The following is an 18,684-nucleotide window of genomic DNA, read 5'->3' on the forward strand; positions in this document are numbered from 1 at the left end:
ACTCCCGGGGGGAAGGGGGATCAGCTCTGGGATACGGCGGTGGGGGCGGGCTCGCTGTGGCCGTCGGTGCTGGCGCCGCCGCTGTCGTCGGCGCGCTCGGTGGCGTCCTCCAGGACGATGCGGCCGATGATCTCGTAGCGCTCGGGACGTCGGGCCTTGAGGTAGAGACCGAGGCCGAGGCCGCCGAAGAAGACGAGGCCGACGATCCAGGGGATGGCCTTGAAGAAGAGGGAGTCGGCGGCGAGCCCGGCCGCGGTCTCCATGTTCATGATCAGCAGCACGACCACGGCGGTCATGCCGATCCCGCCGAGGAGCGGCGCGGTCAGCGTCTTGAACCAGTGCCGGTCCTCGGGGTGGTTCTTGCGGAAGTAGCCGATGACGGCGAAGGAGCAGAGGGTCTGCACGATGAGGATCGCCATCGTGCCGAGGATCGCGAGCAGGGTGTAGAGGTGGATGTACGGGTCCTGGCCGGTGAGCCAGAAGGCGCCGACGAGGACGACGGCGATGGCGCTCTGCGTGAAGGAGGCGATGTAGGGCGAGCCGTGCTTCCGGTGCGTCCGGCCGAGGGCCGGGTGGAGGAAGCCCTCGCGGCCGATGGCGTAGAGGTAGCGGGCGGCGCACTGGTGGAAGGCCATGCCGCAGGCGAAGGAGCCGGTGAGCAGCAGCCACTGGAAGGCGTCCACGGCCCAGGCGCCGATGTAGGACTCGGTGGGGGCGAAGAAGAGGTCGAGCGGGCTGGCCGAGGACGACAGCTTCACCGATCCCGCCAGGCCGTTCCCGGCGATCGTCATCCACGACACGTAGATGTAGAAGAGGCCGACGCCGATGACGGAGATGAGGGTGGCGCGCGGGATGACCCGCTTGGGGTCGCGGGACTCCTCCCCGTACATCGCGGTCGACTCGAAGCCGACCCAGGACCAGAAGGCGAAGAAGAGGCCGAGGCCGGCCGAGGCGCCGGTGAAGGCGTTCGCGGGGTTGATCGGCTCGGCCGGGATGCCGTCGGGGCCGCCGCCGGAGATCAGGACGGCGGTGGCGACCGCGAACAGCACCGCGATCTCGGCGATCAGCATCACGCCGAGCGCCTTCGCGGTGAGGTTGATGTCGAAGTAGGACAGGACGGCGGTGACGGCCAGCATGACGGCCGCGTACAGGACCCAGGGCAGATCCACACCGAGCTGGTCGGCCACGGTCGTCTTCGTGAAGTAGGCGAAGACGCCGACGATCGATGCCTCGAAGACGATGTACGCGAGGACGGCGAGCATCCCGGAGGCCATGCCGGCGATCCGGCCGAGGCCGTGCGAGATGTAGCCGTAGAAGGCGCCGGCGGCGGTGATCCGCTTGGCCATGGCGACATAGCCGACCGAGAAGACGGTCAGGACGACCGTCGCGAAGAGATAGCCGGCGGGGGCGCCGGTGCCGTTGCCGAAACCGACGGCGATGGGGAGGTTGCCGGTCATCGCGGTGATCGGGGCCGCGGTGGCGACGGCCATGAAGACGACGCCGACCAGACCGACCGAGTTCGCCTTCAGCCGGTGGACCTCTGGGGTGGAGTTCTCTGCCATGGCGCGAGAGCATCCTCCGGAGTGACGTAGGCCACAATCGACATCCGGTCGCACAAAACCCGCCAGGGGGCGACGAGTTGTCGCCCCTCTGTACGAACTGTCCGGTCCGGTGACGCGCCGGTGATGTCGTCGGGGCGCGGCCGGCCGGTAGCGTCCGGCTCCATGGAGAGTCAGGGCGGGATCACCGTGCAGCGGGCACTGGACCTTCCGGGACTGCGCGGCGGGCTCCCGGAGGTCGTCGCCGGCGCGGACAGGCTGCACCGCACGGTGCGCTGGGTGCACGCGGGCGAGGTGCCCAACATCGCGTCGCTGCTGAAGGGCGGGGAGCTGCTGCTCACCACCGGCCTCGGGCTCGGCACCCGGCCGGCCGAGCAGCGCGCGTTCGTGCGGCGGCTCGCGGACCGGGGCATCGCGGCGCTGGTGGTGGAGCTCGGCCCGCGGTTCGCCCGGCTGCCGGCCACGATCGTGGAGACCGCCCGGGCGGCCGGCCTGCCGCTGGTCCAGTTGCACCGCGAGGTGCCCTTCGTCGCGGTCACGGAGGAGATCCACACCGAGATCGTCAACGGGCACTACGCGCTGCTGCGGCAGGCGGAGGAGGTGCACCGGCAGTGCACCGAGGCGCTGCTCGGCGGCGGCGGGGTGCCGCAGGTGCTGCGGATCCTGGCGGACTTCTCACTGAACCCGGTCTTCCTGGAGACCGCCGACGGCCAGCTCCTGTACGCGGCGGGCACCGAGTCCGGGCCCGCCGACCCGCTCCAGGTGTGGGACGGGCTGCGCGGGCAGCGGGCGGCGCGCGAGTCGGGGCCGCCGACGGGCGCGGTGCTGGTGGACGTCCCCGGCGGCGGCCCCGGCACGTCGTCCGTACGCGCCCGTCTGGCCCTGCTCGCGGTCTCGTCGCCGCTCTCCCCCGTGCACCGGATGGCGGCGGAGCGGGCGGCGGGGCTGCTCGCGGTGGTCCTGATGCAGGCCCGGCAGGAGGAGGAGCTGGCCGCGCGCGGCCGCGGCGACTTCCTGACGGACCTGGCGGAGGGCCGGATCGCGGCCGAGGACGCGCCGGCGCAGGCCCGGGTCCTCGGCTTCAGGCCGGGCGACGGCCCGCTGCTGCCGGTCGTGATGCGCCTCGCCTCCGAGTTGTCCCCCTCGGGCAACTGGGCGCTGCTGGCCCGCGCCGTCCTGGAGGAACTCGCCTCCGTCGGCGTCCCGGTCCTCCTGGGCGTCCGCCCGGTGGAGGGCCGGGTGCCGCTGCTCCTGGGCCTGCGCTCGGAGTCGGAGCGCACGGCGGTCGCCGACCGGGTCGCGGCGGCGCTGCGGGCCGGCGTCGAACGGGCCGGCCTGGAACGGGCCGGCGTCCACCCGCCCGTCGTCGTGGTCGGCGTCGCGGGCGGCTGGGCGGCGGCCTCGGCGGGCCTGCGGCACGCGGCCGAGACGGCGACGGCGGCGCAGGGCCTGTCGGAACTCCCCTGGTACGACGCCCGCCGCCTCGACACGGACCTCCTGCTGTGGCGCCTGCGTGACCACCCGGACCTGGCCGCCTTCGTGGACCGCGCCATCGGCCCCCTCCGCGACCACGACCGCACCTCCCGCCCACCCCTCCTCCCCACCCTCGAGACCTACCTGGCCCACGCGGGCCGCAAGGCCGAAACCGCCCGCGAACTCCACCTCAACCGCCAGACCCTCTACAACCGCCTGGCCCGCATCTCCGAACTCCTCGGCACGGACCTGGACGACCCCCAGACGGTCCTGGCGCTGTCCCTGGCCCTGCGGGCACGGCGGCACACGGGGTAGGGCGGCGCGGTCGGCACGGCCAGGCGGGCGGGCGGGGTGCTCGCCGCTGCGGGCCGGCGCGGCGCGGAAACGGTACGAAAACGCGCGCGTGGCGCGCAGCCGCGACAAGCCGGGGCGCGGGCGAATCCCCGCAGCCCCCTGCCCTGCCAACGGGCAGGGCGGCCCGGGACTTCCCCGCCGGTCGGCCTGCAGGCCCGGGGGCAGGGGCACACCCCCGGGGGCAGGGGCACACCTCCCCGGGCGGCACAGCCCCGGGGTTCGGGGACGACCCCCGAGGGGTTCCCGGGGCGCAGCCCCCGGGGATTCGGGGGCTGCGGCGCAGGGGGCGGGGCGGAGCCCCCCGGGGGGTTCGGGGGCGCAAGCCACCGGTCTCGTCAGAGTTTCGGGGAGGGGCGGGGTGGGGGAGGAAGCGCCCGTCCAGGGGCGGCGGGGCGCGGCACGGGTGGGCCGGGCCGCAGCCGCCGTCAGCGGCGTCCCGACAGCTCGTCGTACACGCTCAGCACGTGCGCGATCGTCTCGTCCTCCGTCGGCCACGTACGTGCCTGCACCCGGCCCGCCGCCGCCAGGTCCATCCGGCGGTCCGCGTCGGCCAGCAGGCCCCGGACCGCGTCCGCGAGCGCGCCCGCGTCCCCGTAGGGGACGAGTTCCGCCGCGTCGCCGACGAGTTCGGGCACGCCGCCGACCGCCGTCGCGACGAGCGGCACGCCGAGCCGCAGGGCCTCCTGCGCGAGCAGGGAGCGGGCCTCCCAGCGGGAGGGGAGGACGGCGATGTCGGCCGCCGCGAGCAGCTCCGCCACGTCGTCCCGGCGCCCGATGAGCCGCACGGCGAGCCCCTCCGTGTCGATCCGCCGCTGCAGCGCCGGCCGTTCGGGGCCCTCCCCCGCGATCACCAGGAGCGGCTGCGGGTCGAGGTCCCGCCACACCCGCGCCGCGTCGAGCAGCGTCCGGTACCCGCGCCCCGGCTCCAGCGCCCCGACCGCCATCAGCAGCGGCCGGTCCACGGCCCCGAGTTCGGCCCGCGCCTTGCCGTCGTGGAGGCAGACCGGCGCCCGCGAGGCCGGCACGGTCACGGGCGCGAGGCGCGCGTCGCGGGCGCCGCGCCGCCGGGCCCGGTCGACCAGTTCGGAGGAGGTGCCGAGGACGACGGCCGCCGCCCGCACGGTCCTGCGCTCCAGGAGCCGTACGAGCCCGGCGCGCGCCCCCGCCACACGGCTGCGGGTGTGCCAGGTGGTGACGAGCGGGGTGCGCGGCCCGGCGCCGCCGGACAGCGCGAGCGAGGCCCGCACCGAGGCGTCGAGACCGTGCGCGTGCACCACGTCCGCGCCGATGCAGGCGTTGCGGAGCACGGCGACCGCCGCGGGCCCGCCGCGCCGCGGTACGGGCACGACGTGCGCGCCGGCGCCCGCGAAGTCGTAGGCGCGGTCGAGTTCGGGCGGGGCGCACACGGTCACCCGCACGCCCCTCGCCACGAGCCCCGAGGCAAGCGACCTGACGTGCGCGCTGCTTCCCGCGCTGCCGCCGCCCAGCACTTGGACCGTACGGAGCTGTGTCACGCGCCAAGGATGCCAGCCCGTCCGCACGTTTAGGCACGATCCGGCACTGAAGTGACGACGTTGTCGTGTCTGCCGCGCCAACGTGCCGACGGGGATCACCCCCACGGGTGAGCGGACCGCTCAGCCCATGGCGCCCGTGCCCCGCGCGAGTTCGCTGACCTTCTCCCCGTACACCGCCGCCGCGACCACTCCCGCCGCGTGGACGGCCAGGCCGAGCCGGCCGTTGCCCGCGGCGACGGCCGTGCCGAGCGCCGCCCCCAGCGCGTGCGCGCCCAGGTCGCCGAGCATGGTCCGCTCGGCCAGGTCGTCGGCGAGGACGGCGGCCGCGGCCCCCATGGGCGCGGCGGCGAGCGTCCCGCGCACCAGCCCCGGCGCCCCGAGCCCGAGCACCAGCAGTCCCGCCCGGCCCGGCCGCACGTCCACCAGGTTCACGAGATGGGCCGTCCCGGCGATGACGACCCCGGCGAGCAGCCGGTCGACGGGCCGCTCCTTCAGGAGCGCCCCGGTCACGAGTCCGGCCGCGCCGATCCCGAACAGTTTGACGGCCCCGCTGGTCACCTCGCCGTCCCGCAGCGCCGTCAGATGCGCCCGGAAGCCCCGCCGTTCGTCCCCGCGCAGGTCGTCGTACGCCCCGCACGCCGCCGCCGCGAGCACGGCGAACGCGCCGGGCCCGCTCCCGGCCGCCAGGGCCGCGACGGCCGCCCCGGCCGCGGTCGCGGGCCCCGCGTACAGGTCGACGCGCCGCCCGGCGTGGTTCGTCCGCTCCCGGCGGGGCGCCCGGAACCGCCGCAGCCCCTCGTACACGGCCCGGCTCACCCCGGCGGCCACGACGAACGAAGCGGCCCTGCCGGGTGCCCTGTCTGTCCTGATCATGCCGGTCAGCCTAACGACCGGTCAGCGGCCGCTGCGTCGCCATCGACACGAGGGGAGCCGCCGGCGCCCGGCGAGCCGGGCCCGGACGAGGGGGCCGTGCCCCACCTACCGGCCTCTTTACCGCGGTACGGTCCCGGCCGGCCTGCCGCTCGCGTACCCCTCGGGCCCCGGCGGACAGCCGGTCCGCCGGGCCGGCCCGTACGGAGCGGAGCGCGGCCCCGATCCGTACGCCCTCCCCGGCCCCTCGGCCGCCCTCACCGTCCACCGCCGACCCGCGCCCGCTCCCCTGAGCTCCCGCCCCTCGGCCTTCGGCTTTCTCAGCCGTCCGCCCGCGCCGTCGCCAGCAGCTCCTCCGCGTGCGCCCGCGCCGTCTCCGAGTCCTCCTGGCCGGCCAGCATCCGGGAGAGCTCGCGGACCCGGTCCTCGCCCTCCAGGACGGTCACGCCGGAGCGGGTGACCGAGCCGTCGTTGGTCTTCTCCACCAGGAGCTGACGATCGGCGAAGGCCGCCACCTGGGGCAGGTGGGTGACGACGACGACCTGGGCCGTCTTGGCGAGCTTGGCGAGCCGGCGGCCGATCTCGACCGCCGCCTTGCCGCCGACGCCCGCGTCGACCTCGTCGAAGAGATAGGTCGGCACCGGATCCGTACCGGCGAAGACCACCTCGACCGCGAGCATCACCCGGGACAGCTCACCGCCGGACGCGCCCTTGGCGATGGGCCGTGGCGGGGCGCCCGGATGCGGGGCGAGGAGCAGTTCGACCTCGTCGGCGCCGGACGGGCCGTAGGCCACCCGGCGGCCGCCGACCTCGACGCCGTCGGGGTCCTCGGTCTGCCGGATCGCGAAGGACACCCGCGCGTGCGGCATGGCCAGCGAGGCCAGCTCGGCGGTGACGGCCTCGGCGAACCGGTCGGCGGCCTCGGTGCGGGCGTCGGTGAGCCGCTGGGCGAGGACCGACAGCTCGTCACGCAGCCGGTCCCGCTCGGCGGTCAGTTCGCCGATGCGCTCGTCGTCGCCGTCGAGCTCGGTGAGCCGGGTCGCGCTCTGTTCCGCCCAGGCGAGGACGGCGGTGATGTCCTCGCCGTACTTCCGGGTGAGCTGGGTGAGCGCGGCCCGCCGTTCCTCGACGGCGGCCAGCCGCAGCGGGTCGGCGTCGAGGTTGTCGGCGTATCCGGCGAGCTCCCCGGCCACGTCGGCGAGCAGGATGGAGATCTCCCCGATCCGGTCGGCGAGCGCGGCCAGCGCCGGGTCGTGCGCCCGTACGGCCTCCAGGGCCCGGCCCGCGCCCGCGACGAGCGTCGTCGCGTCCACGGCCTCGGGGTCCTCGGGCTGTCCGGCGAGCGCGGCGTGCGCGAGCGCGGCGGCGGAGGCCAGGGACTCGGCGTGCCCGAGCCGCTCCGCCTCCGCGGCGAGCTCGACGTCCTCGCCCGGCCTCGGCTCCACGGCCTCGATCTCGCTGAGCCCGAAGCGCAGCAGATCGGCCTCCTGGGCCCGCTCCCGGGCCCGGGTGGTGATCTCCTCCAGCTCGGCGGTGACGACCCGCAGCCGCTGGTACGCCTCGCCGTAGGCGGCCAGCGGCGCGGCGACGGCCTCGCCGGCGTACCGGTCGAGCGCGCCGCGCTGCCGGGCCGGCTTGAGCAGGCCCTGCTGGTCGGTCTGGCCGTGCACGGCGACCAGCTCGTCGGCGAGCTCGGCGAGCAGCCCCACGGGCACCGAACGCCCGCCCAGGTGGGCGCGGGAGCGGCCCTCTGCGGAGACGGTACGGCTGACCAGCAGCGCGCCCTCGTCGAGCTCGGCGCCCGCCTCCTCGGCGCGCACGGCCGCCGGCGCGCCCGGGGGCAGCGCGATGCGGCCCTCGACGACGGCGGACCCCGCCCCGATCCGTACCAGGGCCGGGTCGGCGCGCCCGCCGAGCAGCAGCCCGAGGCTGGTCACCACCATGGTCTTGCCCGCGCCGGTCTCGCCGGTCACCGCGGTGAAGCCGGGCGACAGCTCGACCACCGCGTCGTCGATGACACCCAGCGACCGTATCCGCATCTCCTCAAGCACGGAGAAGACCATACGAGGTCGGGGCGCCCCCGTGCGACGGCCCCTGCCGACCGGGGGTGAACCCGCAGGTCGGGGGGGCCTGTGTCACGCGCTTGTCACCCGCTAGTGGGGCGCTCCGCGCCACCCCGACACCGGCAGCGCGAACTTCGCGACCAGCCGGTCGGTGAAGGACGCGTGGTGCAGGCGGGCGAGGCGGACCGGCACCGCGCCGCGCCGCACCTCGACCCGGGCCCCGGCCGGGAGTTCCACCGTGCGCCGCCCGTCGCACCACAGCACCCCGTGCGGGGTGTGCGGCTCGACCTCGACGGCGAGGACGGAGTCCTTCGTGGTCACCAGCGGCTTGGCGAACAGCGCGTGCGCCCCGATCGGCACCATGAGCAGCGCCTCGACCTCGGGCCAGATCACCGGCCCGCCGGCCGAGAAGGCGTACGCGGTCGAGCCGGTCGGTGTCGCGCAGATCACCCCGTCGCAGCCGAAGCCGGTCACCGGCCGGCCGTCGATGGCGAGGACGACCTCCAGCATCCGTTCCGGCGACACCTTCTGCACGGCGGCCTCGTTGAGCGCCCAGTCCCGGTGCAGCACGTCGCCGTTCTGGTACACGGTCACGTCGAGGGTCATCCGCTCCTCGACCTCGTAGGCGCGGGTGACGACCCGGTCGACGACCTTGTCGAGGTCGTCGCGCTCGGCCTCGGCGAGGAAGCCGACCCGGCCCAGGTTGACGCCGAGCATCGGCACGCCCGAGGCGCGGGAGAACTCGGAGCCGCGCAGCAGGGTGCCGTCGCCGCCGAGGACGACGAGGAGTTCACAGCCGTCGAGGGCGTCGGAGCAGGCTTCCGGCACCTTCTCGACGGACGGCGGCAGCGGCAGGTCGGCCGCCTCCGCCTCGAGGACCCGCACCCCGATGCCGCTGCGCAGCAGTCCCAGGACGACGAGTTCGGCGCTGCGCACGGCGGCCGGGCGGCCGGTGTGCGCGAGCAGGAAGACGGTGCGGGTGCCTCCGGAGGTCGTGCTGCTCCCGGAGGCCGTGCGGCTTTCGGTGGTCGTGGTGCTTTCGGTGGTCGTGCTCGAACCAGTGCTCAACGAGGTCCTTCCGCCACGGCGCGGTCGACTTCCGCGGGATCGAGGGCGGGCGCGCCCGCCCGCAGCCACAGAAAGTACTCGACGTTGCCGGACGGGCCGGGCAGCGGGCTGGCCGTGACGCCCAGCACGCCGAGTCCGAGCTCGCCGGCCCGCCGGGCCACGTTCTTCACGGCGTCGGCGCGGAGTTCGGCGCTGCGCACCACTCCGCCGGTGCCGAGCCGTTCCTTGCCGACCTCGAACTGCGGCTTGACCATGAGGACCAGGTCGGCGTCGGGCGCGGTGCAGGCGACGAGGGCGGGCAGCACCAGCCCGAGCGGGATGAAGGACAGGTCGCCGACGACGAGGTCGACGGGGATGCCGTCGATCGAGTCGAGGGTCATCTCGCGGACGTTGGTGCGGTCCTTGACGGTGACGCGCTCATCGCTCTGCAGCGACCAGGCGAGCTGCCCGTAGCCGACGTCGACGGCGACGACGTGGGCGGCGCCGGCGCGCAGCAGGACGTCGGTGAAGCCGCCGGTGGACGCGCCCGCGTCGAGCGCGCGCCGGCCCTCGACGCGCAGGCCCTGCGGCACGAACGCGGCGAAGGCGCCGGCCAGCTTGTGGCCGCCGCGCGAGACGTAGTCGGGGTCGCTGTCGTCCTGGGCGACGACGATGGCCGCGGCGGTCTCGACCTGGGTGGCGGGCTTGGTGGCGACGGTCTTGCCGACCGTCACCCGGCCCGCGGCGATGAGCTGGCTGGCGTGCTCGCGCGAGCGCGCCAGCTTGCGCCGTACCAGCTCGGCGTCGAGACGGCGGCGTGCCGGTCCTGCCACGTTCGGTTCAGCTCCTGTTGTCGTACGGACGGGGTCCGGGCCGCTCGTCGAGCGCGGTGAGCTCGGCGCGCAGTCCCTGGTGTACATCCTCGTACACGTCGAGGTGTCCGTCCGCCGTGAGGTGGTCGACGTCGCCGAGCCGCTCCAGGAGCGCGTCGACGGCGGGCCGCCCGGTGGGGGTCCGTACGACGCCGAGCGGAGCGGGCTCGTCGGCCGCGAGCGGGTCGGGGCGTGCGGCGTCGGCGCCTTGGTCCGGGGTGCCTCGGCCGGGGGCGTCCGGGCCGGGGGTGCCTCGGCCGGGGGCGTCCGGGCCGGGGGTGCCTCGGCCGGGAACGTCCTGGTCCGGGGTGCCTCGGCCGGGGGCGTCCGGGCCCGGGGCGTCCTGGCCCGGCGCCTCCCCGTCCGGGGCCTGGCCCGGCGGGTGGTGCGGGAGCCGCTCGCCGGGCTCCGCCGGATCTTGGCCGGCCCGGTGGGCGGCGGAGGCGTTCGGATACGCGTCGCTCATGCCCCGACGCTACCGCGAGGGCCTGGGGTACGGTCGACCCGATGGCGACGATCACGGAGTGCCGCGAGGCACTGACACGACTCTCGGACGACCTGGCCCGCGCGGAGGGCGACGTGCGCGGCGCCGCCGCGCTCGACCGGACCCTGAGCTGCCACCTCACGGACCTCGACACGACCTTCACCGGCCGCCTGTCCGACGGCCGCGTCGAGATCCACGACACCCACCCCGGTCCGCCCGCCACGAAGGCCCAGATCCGCCTCCGCATGACCGGCGACGACCTGATCGCCCTGGTCGACGGCCGCCTCCACTTCGCGAAGGCATGGGCCTCCGGCCGCGTTGTTCTGGAGGCCGGCTTCCGCGACCTCCTGCGCCTGCGGTCCCTGCTGTAGGACGGCCCCGCCAGAGCCGTACGCCGCAGGGCAGCCGTACGCCGCGGGGCCCAAGCCGTACGTCAAGGCGGCCCGCCCCGTACGCCAGGGGCGCACGTCCCCGCGAAAGCCCGGGGCGGACCCGGACCGGACCGGTCGGTCCCGCCCGTCCCGCCGCGCTCACGCGTCCAGCGTGGCCTTGCGTTCCGGGGTCGTCGGGGCGGGGCGGCGGGTCTTGCGGCCGGCGGGGACGACCAGGGGGGTGCCGGTCTCCGGGTCGTCGATGACCTGGCAGCGCAGGCCGAAGACGCGCTCGACGAGCTCGGCCGTGACGACCTCGCTCGGCGGGCCCTCGGCGACGACCTCGCCGCCGCGGCAGGCGATGAGGTGGGTGGCGTACCGGGCCGCGTGGTTGAGGTCGTGGAGGACCGCGACGAGCGTGCGGCCCTGCGTCTCGTGAAGCTCGGCGCACAGGTCGAGGATGTCGATCTGGTGCTGGATGTCGAGGAAGGTCGTCGGCTCGTCGAGGAGCAGCAGCGGGGTCTGCTGCGCGAGCGCCATCGCGATCCAGACCCGCTGGCGCTGACCGCCGGACAGCTCGTCGACGTACCGCTCACCGAGTTCCGCGACGCCGGTCGCGGCCATCGACTCCTGCACGATCCGCTCGTCATCGGGCGACCACTGCCGCAGCAGGCCCTGGTGCGGGTAGCGGCCGCGGGCGACCAGGTCGGCGACGGTGATGCCGTCGGGCGCCATGGAGGACTGCGGCAGCAGCCCGAGCGTCTTGGCGACCTTCTTCGCGGGCATCGAGTGGATCGCCTGCCCGTCGAGCAGCACCCGACCCTCCGTCGGCTTCAGCATCCGGGAGAGCGCGCGCAGCAGCGTGGACTTGCCGCAGGCGTTCGGGCCGACGATGACGGTGAAGGAGTTGTCGGGGATCGCGACGCTCAGGTCGCGGGCGATGACCCGCTCGTCGTAGGCGAGCGTGACCGACTCGGCGCTCAGCCGCTGGGCCTGCTGCCCGTTCATACCCTTGCTCCTGATCTTGTCGTTCGTGGGGTGCGGGGTGCTCGCGGTGCTCGCGGTGCCCGTGGTGCCCGTGGTGCCCGTGGTGCTCGCGGTGCTCGCGGTGCTCGCGGTGCCCGTGGTGCTCGCGGTGCTCGCGGTGGTCGTCATATCCGGCCCGCCTTGCGTTCGCTGACCAGCAGCCACAGCAGGTAGCACCCGCCGAGCACGCCGGTGACGACGCCCACCGGGAGCTGACGCTCGCCGAAGGCGTTGGTGGCGACCCAGTCCGCGACGAGCAGCAGGGCCGTGCCCATGAGCGCGGAGGCGGCGAGGTTCGGGCCCGGCGAGCGGGTGAGCCGGCGGGCCAGTTGGGGCGCGCTGAGGGAGACGAAGACGATGGGGCCCGCCGCGGCGGTGGCGACGGCCACGAGCAGCACGGCGGAGCCCATGAGGAGGATCCGGGTCCGCTCGACCTTGACGCCGAGCGCGTACGCCGCGTCGTCGCCCATCTCCAGCATCCGCAGCGCCCGCCCGTGCCCGAGGACCAGCGGCAGCAGCACGCAGCTCACCGCGAGCAGCGGCCAGAACTGCGCCCAGTCCCGCCCCTCCAGCGAGCCCGTCATCCACACCGTGGCGCGGGTCGCGTCGACGAGCTGCGCCTTGGTGATGAGGTAGTGGATGGCGGCGGTCAGCATGGCGGCGGCGCCGATGCCGATGAGCACGAGCCGGTAGCCGTGCACGCCGCGCTTCCAGGCGAGCAGGTAGATCACCGCACCGGTGACCAGACCGCCGACGACGGCGCCGGCGGCCGCGGCGGCCGCGCTGCCCTGGAAGAGGACGATGACGGCGAGCGCGCCGACGGTGGAGCCCTGGCCGAAGCCGATGACGTCGGGGCTGCCGAGCGGGTTGCGGGACACCGACTGGAAGACGGCGCCGCCGATGCCGAGCGCGGCGCCGACGAACACGGCGACGAGCACGCGCGGCAGCCGCAGGTCCATGACGGCGAACTCCTGTACGGGAGTGCCGTCGCCGAGCAGGGTGGCGACCACGTCGCCGGGCGCGATGGGGAAGTCGCCGCTGCCGATGAGGACGACGGCCGCGGCGAGCGCGACGACCAGCAGGCCGAGGACGGAGAAGAGGGCGCGCGGCTCGTAGCGTACGGAGAGGCCGCCGCCGGTCCGCAGGGTCTTGGTGCTCACAGCTTGGCCATCCTCTTGCGGCGGACGAGACGGATGAAGACCGGCCCGCCGACGAGCGCGGTGATGATCCCGACCTGGAGTTCGGCGGGCCGGGCGATGACCCGGCCGATGACGTCGGAGCCGAGCAGCAGGACCGGCGACAGGACCGCCGCGTAGGGCAGGATCCAGCGCATGTCGGGGCCGGTGATCGACCGCACGATGTACGGGACCATCAGGCCGATGAAGACGATCGGCCCGCAGGCGGCGGTCGCGGCGCCGCACATCAGCGTGACGGACGCCATCGCGATGATCCGGGTCCGGTTGAGGTGGGCGCCGAGGGCGCGGGCCGTGTCCTCGCCCATCTCCATGGCGTTGAGCGGCCGGGCGATGAGCAGCGCGAGCACGGCGCCGACGACGATGAAGGGGGCGACCCGGACGACGGTGTCCATGTTCGCGTCGGCGAGGGAGCCGACGGTCCAGAACCGCAGCCGGTCCAGGGCCGCCGAGTTCAGCAGTTGTACGGCGTTGACGTAGCCGTACAGGGCGACGGTGGCCGCGGTCCCGGCGAGCGCCAGCCGCACCGGCGTGGCGCTGCGGCTGCCGCCGAGGACGTACACGAGGACGGAGACGACGGCCGCGCCGACGAAGGCGAACCACACGTAGGCGGAGGTGTCGGTGATGCCGAGGAAGGCGATGGCCGACACGACGGCCGCGGCGGCGCCGGCGTTGACGCCGAGGAGCCCGGGCTCGGCGAGCGGGTTGCGGGTGAGTCCCTGCATGACGGCTCCGGCGAGGCCGAGGGCCAGGCCGACGAGCAGTCCGAGGAGGGTGCGGGGGACGCGGACGTCGTGGACGATGACGTCGTTGCGGATTCCGCTGTTGTGGAACAGGCCGTGCCAGACATCGCCGAGCGGCACCGGCTTGGCACCGATCATGATGCTCAGGACACAGATCAGCAGCAGGACTCCGAGGGCCGCGACCAGTCCGACGGCGCGCAGGGAATTGCGGCGCGCCGGCTTCTGGGCAGGGCCGACCGGCTCCGCGCTTGCACGGGAGGGACTCTCGACCAACACGAGGTTAGGTTATCCTACCCTCCGATCGGTGATCGATCCCGTGTACGAACGGGACGGCAGCGAGCCCGGCAGCGGGCCGCCCTCGGAGTCCCCGCAGCCCTCAGAGCCCCAGCCGCCCCAGCCGCTCCAGCGCCTTCCCCGCGTCCAGGCCGCACGTCCCCGCTCCCGCGTCCGTCCACGCCGCCGCGCACAACGCCCGTACGCCGTCCAGCGGATCGAGCGCGCCGCCCTCGCCCTCGCCCTCGCCCTCCAGCAGCAGCGCCCCACCGCTCACCGACGCCGTCCAGCCACCGCACCCGAACGCGCCGCCCCCGGCCTCGACGATCTCCGGCTGGGGCGCCAGCAGCCCCCGCAGGTCCGCGGCCACATACGTGGGCCGGTGCTCCGGGACCGCGGCGAGAAGCCGCGCCACGTCCGTCACGCCGGTCAGCACCAGCAGCGAGTCCACCTCCCCGTTGAACGCCCCCTCGATGTCGGTGTCCAGACGGTCACCGACCACCAACGGCCGCTCGGCCCCCGTCCGCAGCACCGTCTCGCGGTGCATCGGCGGCAACGGCTTGCCGGCGACCTTCGGCTCGGCCCCCGTCGCGATCCGCACGACCTCCACCGCCGCACCGTTGCCCGGCCCGATCCCCCGCGCGCTCGGGATCGTCAGGTCCGTGTTCGACGCGTACCACGGCAGCCCGCGCCCCACCGCGTAACTCGCCTCGGCCAACCGCCCCCACGGCAGCTCCGGCCCCCCGTACCCCTGCACGACCGCCACCGGATCGTCGTCGGCCGACTCCACCGGCACGAGCCCCCGCTCGCGCAGCGCCACCCGCAGCCCCTCACCACCGATCACCAGGACCCGCGCACCGGGCGGCATCTCGTCGGCGATCAGCCGGGCCACCGCCTGCGCCGAGGTGATCACGTCACCGGCGGCCGCCGGCACCCCGATCCGCGTGAGGTGCCCCGCCACCGCGTCGGGCGTCCGCAGCGCGTTGTTGGTGACGTACGCCAGGTGCATCCCGCCCGCGCGGGCCGCCTCCAGCGCCTCCACCGCGTGCGGAATGGCGTCCCCGCCCGCGTAGTAGACGACACCGTCCAGGTCGAGGAGGGCCGTGTCGTACGCCTCGCTCAGCGCGACCGCACTGCCATCCGGCCGGTTCCTGCCCCGCTCCTGGCCGTTTCCCGTCATGCCCCGGACTCCTCACGTCTTTGGGTGTGACATTCTCCCGCTCCCCCGATCATCGCTCATGGGCACGCCCCCCTACGATGACGAGATGAACACCTCAGGTCACGCGGCCGACGACGTCCGCGCCTCCGGTCTCCGCCTGGCCCCCTTCCGGGGCCTTCGGTACGTCCCCGAACGGGTCGGCAGTCTGGCCGCCGTGACCTCACCGCCGTACGACGTCGTCGTACGGCCCGACGGACTCCACCACCTCGAGTCCGCCGACCCGCACAACATCGTGCGGCTGATCCTCCCGCAGGCCATCACCGCCGGCACCCGCCACCGCAAGGCCGCCGTCACCCTCGACCGCTGGCTCGCCGACGGCATCCTCGCCCCGGACCCCGAGCCCGCCCTCTACGTCTACGAGCAGCGCGGCGACGGCATCCTCCAGCGCGGCCTCATCGGCGCCCTCGAACTCTCCACCCCCGCCGAGGGGATCGTCCTCCCCCACGAGGACGTCATGCCGCACGTCGTCGAGGACCGCGCCGCCCTCATGCGCACCACCGCCGCCAACCTGGAGCCGCTGCTCCTCACCTACCGCGGTGACGGCGACGGCGCCGCCACGGTCATCGACCGTACGGTCACCGGCGAGCCGCTGCTGTCCACCACCACCGAGGACGGCTTCCACCACCGTCTCTGGTCGGTCACCGACCCGGCCGACCTGGCCGCCGTCGCCACCGAACTCGGCCGCCACCAGGCCCTCATCGCCGACGGCCACCACCGCTGGGCCACCTACCTCCGGCTGCGCGAGGAGCACGCGGCGCCCGGCCCCTGGAACTACGGCCTGGTGCTGCTCATCGACACCGCCCGCTATCCGCTGCGGGTCCGCGCCATCCACCGCCTCCTCAACCGCCTCCCCGTCGCCGACGCGCTCGCCGCCCTCACCGCCCTCGGCGACGGCTTCCGCGTCACCCGCGTCGACGGCCCGCTCTCCGCCGCCCAGGAGGCCCTGGCCGCCGCCTGCGCCGACGGCAACGCGTTCCTCCTCGCCGGCGACGGCGCCTTCCACCTCGTCGACCGTCCGGACCCTGCCCTGCTGGCCCGTACGATCCGGGGCGACCGCCCCGAGGCATGGCGCACCCTCGACGCCACGGTCCTGCACTCCACCCTCCTCGACCACGTCTGGCACATCCCGGACGCCCCCGAGGACATCTCCTACATCCACGACACCGAGGCCGCCGTCGAGCAGGCCGAGCGCCGCGGCGGTACGGCGGTCCTGATGCACCCGGTCAAGGAGGAGGTCGTACGGGACCTGGCCCGGCAGGGCGTCACCATGCCCCGCAAGTCGACCTCCTTCGGTCCGAAGCCGGCGACGGGCCTGGTGCTGCGCAGCCTGGCGCTCGACTGACCGGACCGGCCGCCATAACGCCGAAGGGCGGAACCCCGTGGGGTTCCGCCCTTCGTGTGTCATGCCCGTGTCGCGCCCGAGGCGTCAGCCCTCGTCCCCGTCGCGCCGGTCGCGGTCCTCGACCGCGTCAGCCTCGTCGGCCTCGTCGCCGAGCTCGCCGTTCTCCTCGCCGTTCTCCTCGTCGGTGTCGTCGAACGCGTCGACGAACTCGACGCCGTCCAGCTCGGCGAGCCGGTCGGAGGCGTCCGTGGAGCCGTCCTTGTCGGCCTCGAGGGCCTTCGCGAACCACTCGCGCGCCTCGCGCTCACGCCCGGCGGCGAGCAGCGCGTCGGCGTAGGCGTACCGCAGCCGCGCGGTCCACGGGTGGTTGGCGCTGGACGCCAGCTCGGGGCTCTGCAGGGTCACGATGGCGGCGTCGAGCTGCCCCATGTCCCGGCGGGCGCCGGCGGCCACGAGCCGCATCTCGACCTGCCCGGCCTTGTCCAGCTTCTGCACCTCGGGCTCACCGGCCATGGCCAGCGCCCGCTCCGGCCGGCCGAGGCCGCGCTCGCAGTCCGCCATGACGGGCCACAGCTCGACACCGCCGTTCATCCGCCGCGCGGCACGGAACTCGGCCAGCGCCTCGGCGTACTTCTGCGTGGCGTACGCGGCGAAGCCGGCCGCCTCGCGGACGGCGGCGACGCGCGAGGCGAGCCGCAGGGCGATGCGGGAGTACTCGTACGCCTTCTCCGGCTCCTCGTCGATGAGCTGGGCGACCATGACGAGGTTACGGGCGACGTCCTCGGCCAGCCCCTTGGGCAGGCTCATCAGCTCCTGCCGCACGTCCTGGTCGATCTCGTCACCGGTGACGTCGTCCGGGATCGGCAGCCGCTTGATGGGGGCGCGCTCCGGACGGTCCCGGTCGCGGTCGTCCCGACGACCGTAGCCACCCCGGTCGTCCCGGCCACGGTAGCCACCCCGGCTGTCGTCCCGCCGGTCGTCACGACGGTCGTCACGGCGGAAACCGCCACCACCGCGGCTGTCGCCGCCACGGTCGTCGCGCCGGAAGCCACCGCCACGGTTGTCATCACGGCGGTCGTCACGACGGTCATCGCGACGGAAGGCCGGCCGCTCGCCACCACGGTCGTCCCGACGGAAGGAGGGACGGTCGTCACGCTGGTAAGCACCGCCACGGCGGTCGTCCCGCCGGTCATCACGGCGATCGTCGCGGCGGAAACCGCCGCCACCACGGTTGTCGCCACCCCGGTCGTCACGGCGGAAGCCACCGCCGCCACCGCGGTTGTCGCCACCACGGTCATCGCGCCGGAAGCCACCGCCACGGTTGTCATCACGCCGGTCATCGCGACGGTCATCGCGACGGAAGGCCGGCCGCTCGCCACCACGGTCGTCCCGACGGAAGGAGGGACGGTCGTCGCGCTGGTACCCGCCGCCACGGTTGTCATCCCGGCGGTCGTCACGGCGGAAGCCGCCGCCACCACGGTTGTCATCGCGGCGGAAGCCACCACCACGGTTGTCGCCACCGCGATCGTCACGACGGAAACCGCCGCCACCACCACGGTTGTCCCCGCCACGGTCATCGCGACGGTCGTCGCGGCGGAAGCCGCCACCACGGTTGTCGCCACCGCGGTCATCGCGACGGAAACCGCCGCCACCACCACGGTTGTCGCCACCCCGGTCGTCACGGCGGAACGCGGGGCGCTCGCCACTACGGTCGTCGCGACGGAAGGACGGGCGGTCACCGCCACGGTTGTCATCACGGCGGTCGTCACGACGGAAACCGCCGCCACCACCGCGGTTGTCGCCGCCACGGTCATCACGGCGGTCGTCGCGGCGGAAGCCGCCACCACGGTTGTCGCCACCGCGGTCATCGCGACGGAAACCGCCACCACCACGGTTGTCGCCACCCCGGTCGTCACGGCGGAAACCGCCGCCGCCTCGGTTGTCGTCACGACGCGGCCCACGGAAGCCGCCGCGCTCACCGCCGTCCCGGCGGCGCGGCTCGCGCTCCGGACGGTCGTCGGGAGAGTTGGTGGACATCGAGGTGACTCCTGTCTTCGGGTACTGCAGCCATTCTCGCGCAGCCGGCACCGCACCGCGCTTTCAGAAAAATCCAGAGCAAACAAAAAAGGACCCCTGGTCCCAGCATGAACGCTGGGACCAGGGGTCCTGAAATATTGTTCGGCGGTGTCCTACTCTCCCACAGGGTCCCCCCTGCAGTACCATCGGCGCTGAAAGGCTTAGCTTCCGGGTTCGGAATGTAACCGGGCGTTTCCCTAACGCT

Annotated in this window: 15 protein-coding genes, 1 rRNA gene and 1 pseudogene; 3 read left to right on the top strand and 14 right to left on the bottom strand. The window is 74.5% G+C overall.

Annotation, left to right across the window (positions count from 1 at the left end):
• Nucleotides 1-20: 20 nt before the first annotated feature.
• Entirely contained in the window at nt 21-1,562 is a 1,542-nt protein-coding gene (locus ABZ135_RS29975) for an APC family permease (protein ID WP_356700000.1), read from the bottom strand.
• Between the two features lie 162 nt (nt 1,563-1,724).
• Between ABZ135_RS29975 and ABZ135_RS29980 the strand changes: the two genes are divergently transcribed.
• Nucleotides 1,725-3,347 (top strand): PucR family transcriptional regulator, encoded by a 1,623-nt coding sequence (locus ABZ135_RS29980; protein WP_356700002.1) that lies wholly within the window; start codon nt 1,725-1,727, stop codon nt 3,345-3,347.
• Nucleotides 3,348-3,811: 464 nt separating this feature from the next.
• Here the strand turns inward: ABZ135_RS29980 and ABZ135_RS29985 are convergent, their stop codons facing one another.
• The 6 genes and pseudogenes from ABZ135_RS29985 to ABZ135_RS30010 form a co-directional block, all read right to left on the bottom strand.
• Nucleotides 3,812-4,900, bottom strand: coding sequence for a glycosyltransferase family 4 protein (locus ABZ135_RS29985; protein ID WP_356700004.1), 1,089 nt, complete (start codon nt 4,898-4,900; stop codon nt 3,812-3,814).
• A gap of 120 nt (nt 4,901-5,020) precedes the next feature.
• Entirely contained in the window at nt 5,021-5,773 is a 753-nt protein-coding gene (locus ABZ135_RS29990) for a hypothetical protein (protein WP_356700006.1), read from the bottom strand.
• Nucleotides 5,774-6,090: 317 nt separating this feature from the next.
• Nucleotides 6,091-7,833 carry a DNA repair protein RecN gene (gene recN / locus ABZ135_RS29995; RefSeq protein ID WP_356700007.1) on the bottom strand — a complete coding sequence of 581 codons (1,743 nt, stop codon included), beginning with the start codon at nt 7,831-7,833 and terminating at the stop codon, nt 6,091-6,093.
• 90 nt (nt 7,834-7,923) lie between these two features.
• A complete protein-coding gene (locus ABZ135_RS30000) occupies nt 7,924-8,901 on the bottom strand; it encodes an NAD kinase (protein WP_356700009.1) in 978 nt (325 codons plus the stop codon).
• Nucleotides 8,898-9,713, bottom strand: a complete 816-nt coding sequence (locus tag ABZ135_RS30005) for a TlyA family RNA methyltransferase (RefSeq protein ID WP_356700011.1) — start codon at nt 9,711-9,713, stop codon at nt 8,898-8,900. The genes ABZ135_RS30000 and ABZ135_RS30005 overlap by 4 nt, the downstream gene beginning before the upstream one ends.
• 7 nt (nt 9,714-9,720) lie before the next feature.
• A pseudogene (locus ABZ135_RS30010) lies at nt 9,721-9,918 on the bottom strand (hypothetical protein); the annotation flags it as partial.
• Between the two features lie 341 nt (nt 9,919-10,259).
• Between ABZ135_RS30010 and ABZ135_RS30015 the strand changes: the two are divergent.
• The gene (locus tag ABZ135_RS30015; protein WP_356700013.1) at nt 10,260-10,607 is read left to right on the top strand and encodes an SCP2 sterol-binding domain-containing protein; all 348 of its coding nucleotides are present in this window, start codon (nt 10,260-10,262) and stop codon (nt 10,605-10,607) included.
• A 159-nt stretch (nt 10,608-10,766) separates the two neighbouring features.
• On the opposite strand, the gene ABZ135_RS30020 is transcribed toward ABZ135_RS30015, so the two are convergent.
• The 4 genes from ABZ135_RS30020 to ABZ135_RS30035 all read right to left on the bottom strand — a co-directional run bounded on the left by ABZ135_RS30020 (nt 10,767) and on the right by ABZ135_RS30035 (nt 15,022).
• Nucleotides 10,767-11,615: an ABC transporter ATP-binding protein gene (locus tag ABZ135_RS30020; RefSeq protein ID WP_356700024.1), complete on the bottom strand. Its 849-nt coding sequence runs from the start codon at nt 11,613-11,615 to the stop codon at nt 10,767-10,769.
• Between the two features lie 143 nt (nt 11,616-11,758).
• Nucleotides 11,759-12,793 (bottom strand): iron chelate uptake ABC transporter family permease subunit, encoded by a 1,035-nt coding sequence (locus tag ABZ135_RS30025; protein WP_356700015.1) that lies wholly within the window; start codon nt 12,791-12,793, stop codon nt 11,759-11,761.
• Complete coding sequence (locus ABZ135_RS30030) at nt 12,790-13,707, bottom strand: iron chelate uptake ABC transporter family permease subunit (RefSeq protein ID WP_356700026.1); 918 nt, start codon at nt 13,705-13,707, stop codon at nt 12,790-12,792. The genes ABZ135_RS30025 and ABZ135_RS30030 overlap by 4 nt, the downstream gene beginning before the upstream one ends.
• Nucleotides 13,708-13,945: 238 nt before the next feature.
• A complete protein-coding gene (locus ABZ135_RS30035; RefSeq protein WP_356700017.1) occupies nt 13,946-15,022 on the bottom strand; it encodes an HAD hydrolase-like protein in 1,077 nt (358 codons plus the stop codon).
• Nucleotides 15,023-15,107: 85 nt separating this feature from the next.
• Here ABZ135_RS30035 and ABZ135_RS30040 point away from each other — a divergent pair, with 85 nt between their 5' ends.
• Entirely contained in the window at nt 15,108-16,403 is a 1,296-nt protein-coding gene (locus tag ABZ135_RS30040) for a DUF1015 domain-containing protein (protein ID WP_356700018.1), read from the top strand.
• An 84-nt stretch (nt 16,404-16,487) separates the two neighbouring features.
• Here ABZ135_RS30040 and ABZ135_RS30045 read toward each other — a convergent pair whose 3' ends face one another.
• The 3 genes from ABZ135_RS30045 to rrf form a co-directional block, all read right to left on the bottom strand.
• The gene (locus tag ABZ135_RS30045) at nt 16,488-17,270 is read right to left on the bottom strand and encodes a hypothetical protein (protein WP_356700028.1); all 783 of its coding nucleotides are present in this window, start codon (nt 17,268-17,270) and stop codon (nt 16,488-16,490) included.
• The gene (locus ABZ135_RS30050) at nt 17,210-18,352 is read right to left on the bottom strand and encodes a hypothetical protein (RefSeq protein ID WP_356700030.1); all 1,143 of its coding nucleotides are present in this window, start codon (nt 18,350-18,352) and stop codon (nt 17,210-17,212) included. The genes ABZ135_RS30045 and ABZ135_RS30050 overlap by 61 nt, the downstream gene beginning before the upstream one ends.
• 227 nt (nt 18,353-18,579) lie before the next feature.
• Nucleotides 18,580-18,684 (bottom strand): 5S ribosomal RNA (rrf, locus tag ABZ135_RS30055); the annotation flags it as partial.

This window comes from Streptomyces sp. NPDC006339 (assembly GCF_040612775.1).
GTDB lineage: Bacteria > Actinomycetota > Actinomycetes > Streptomycetales > Streptomycetaceae > Streptomyces.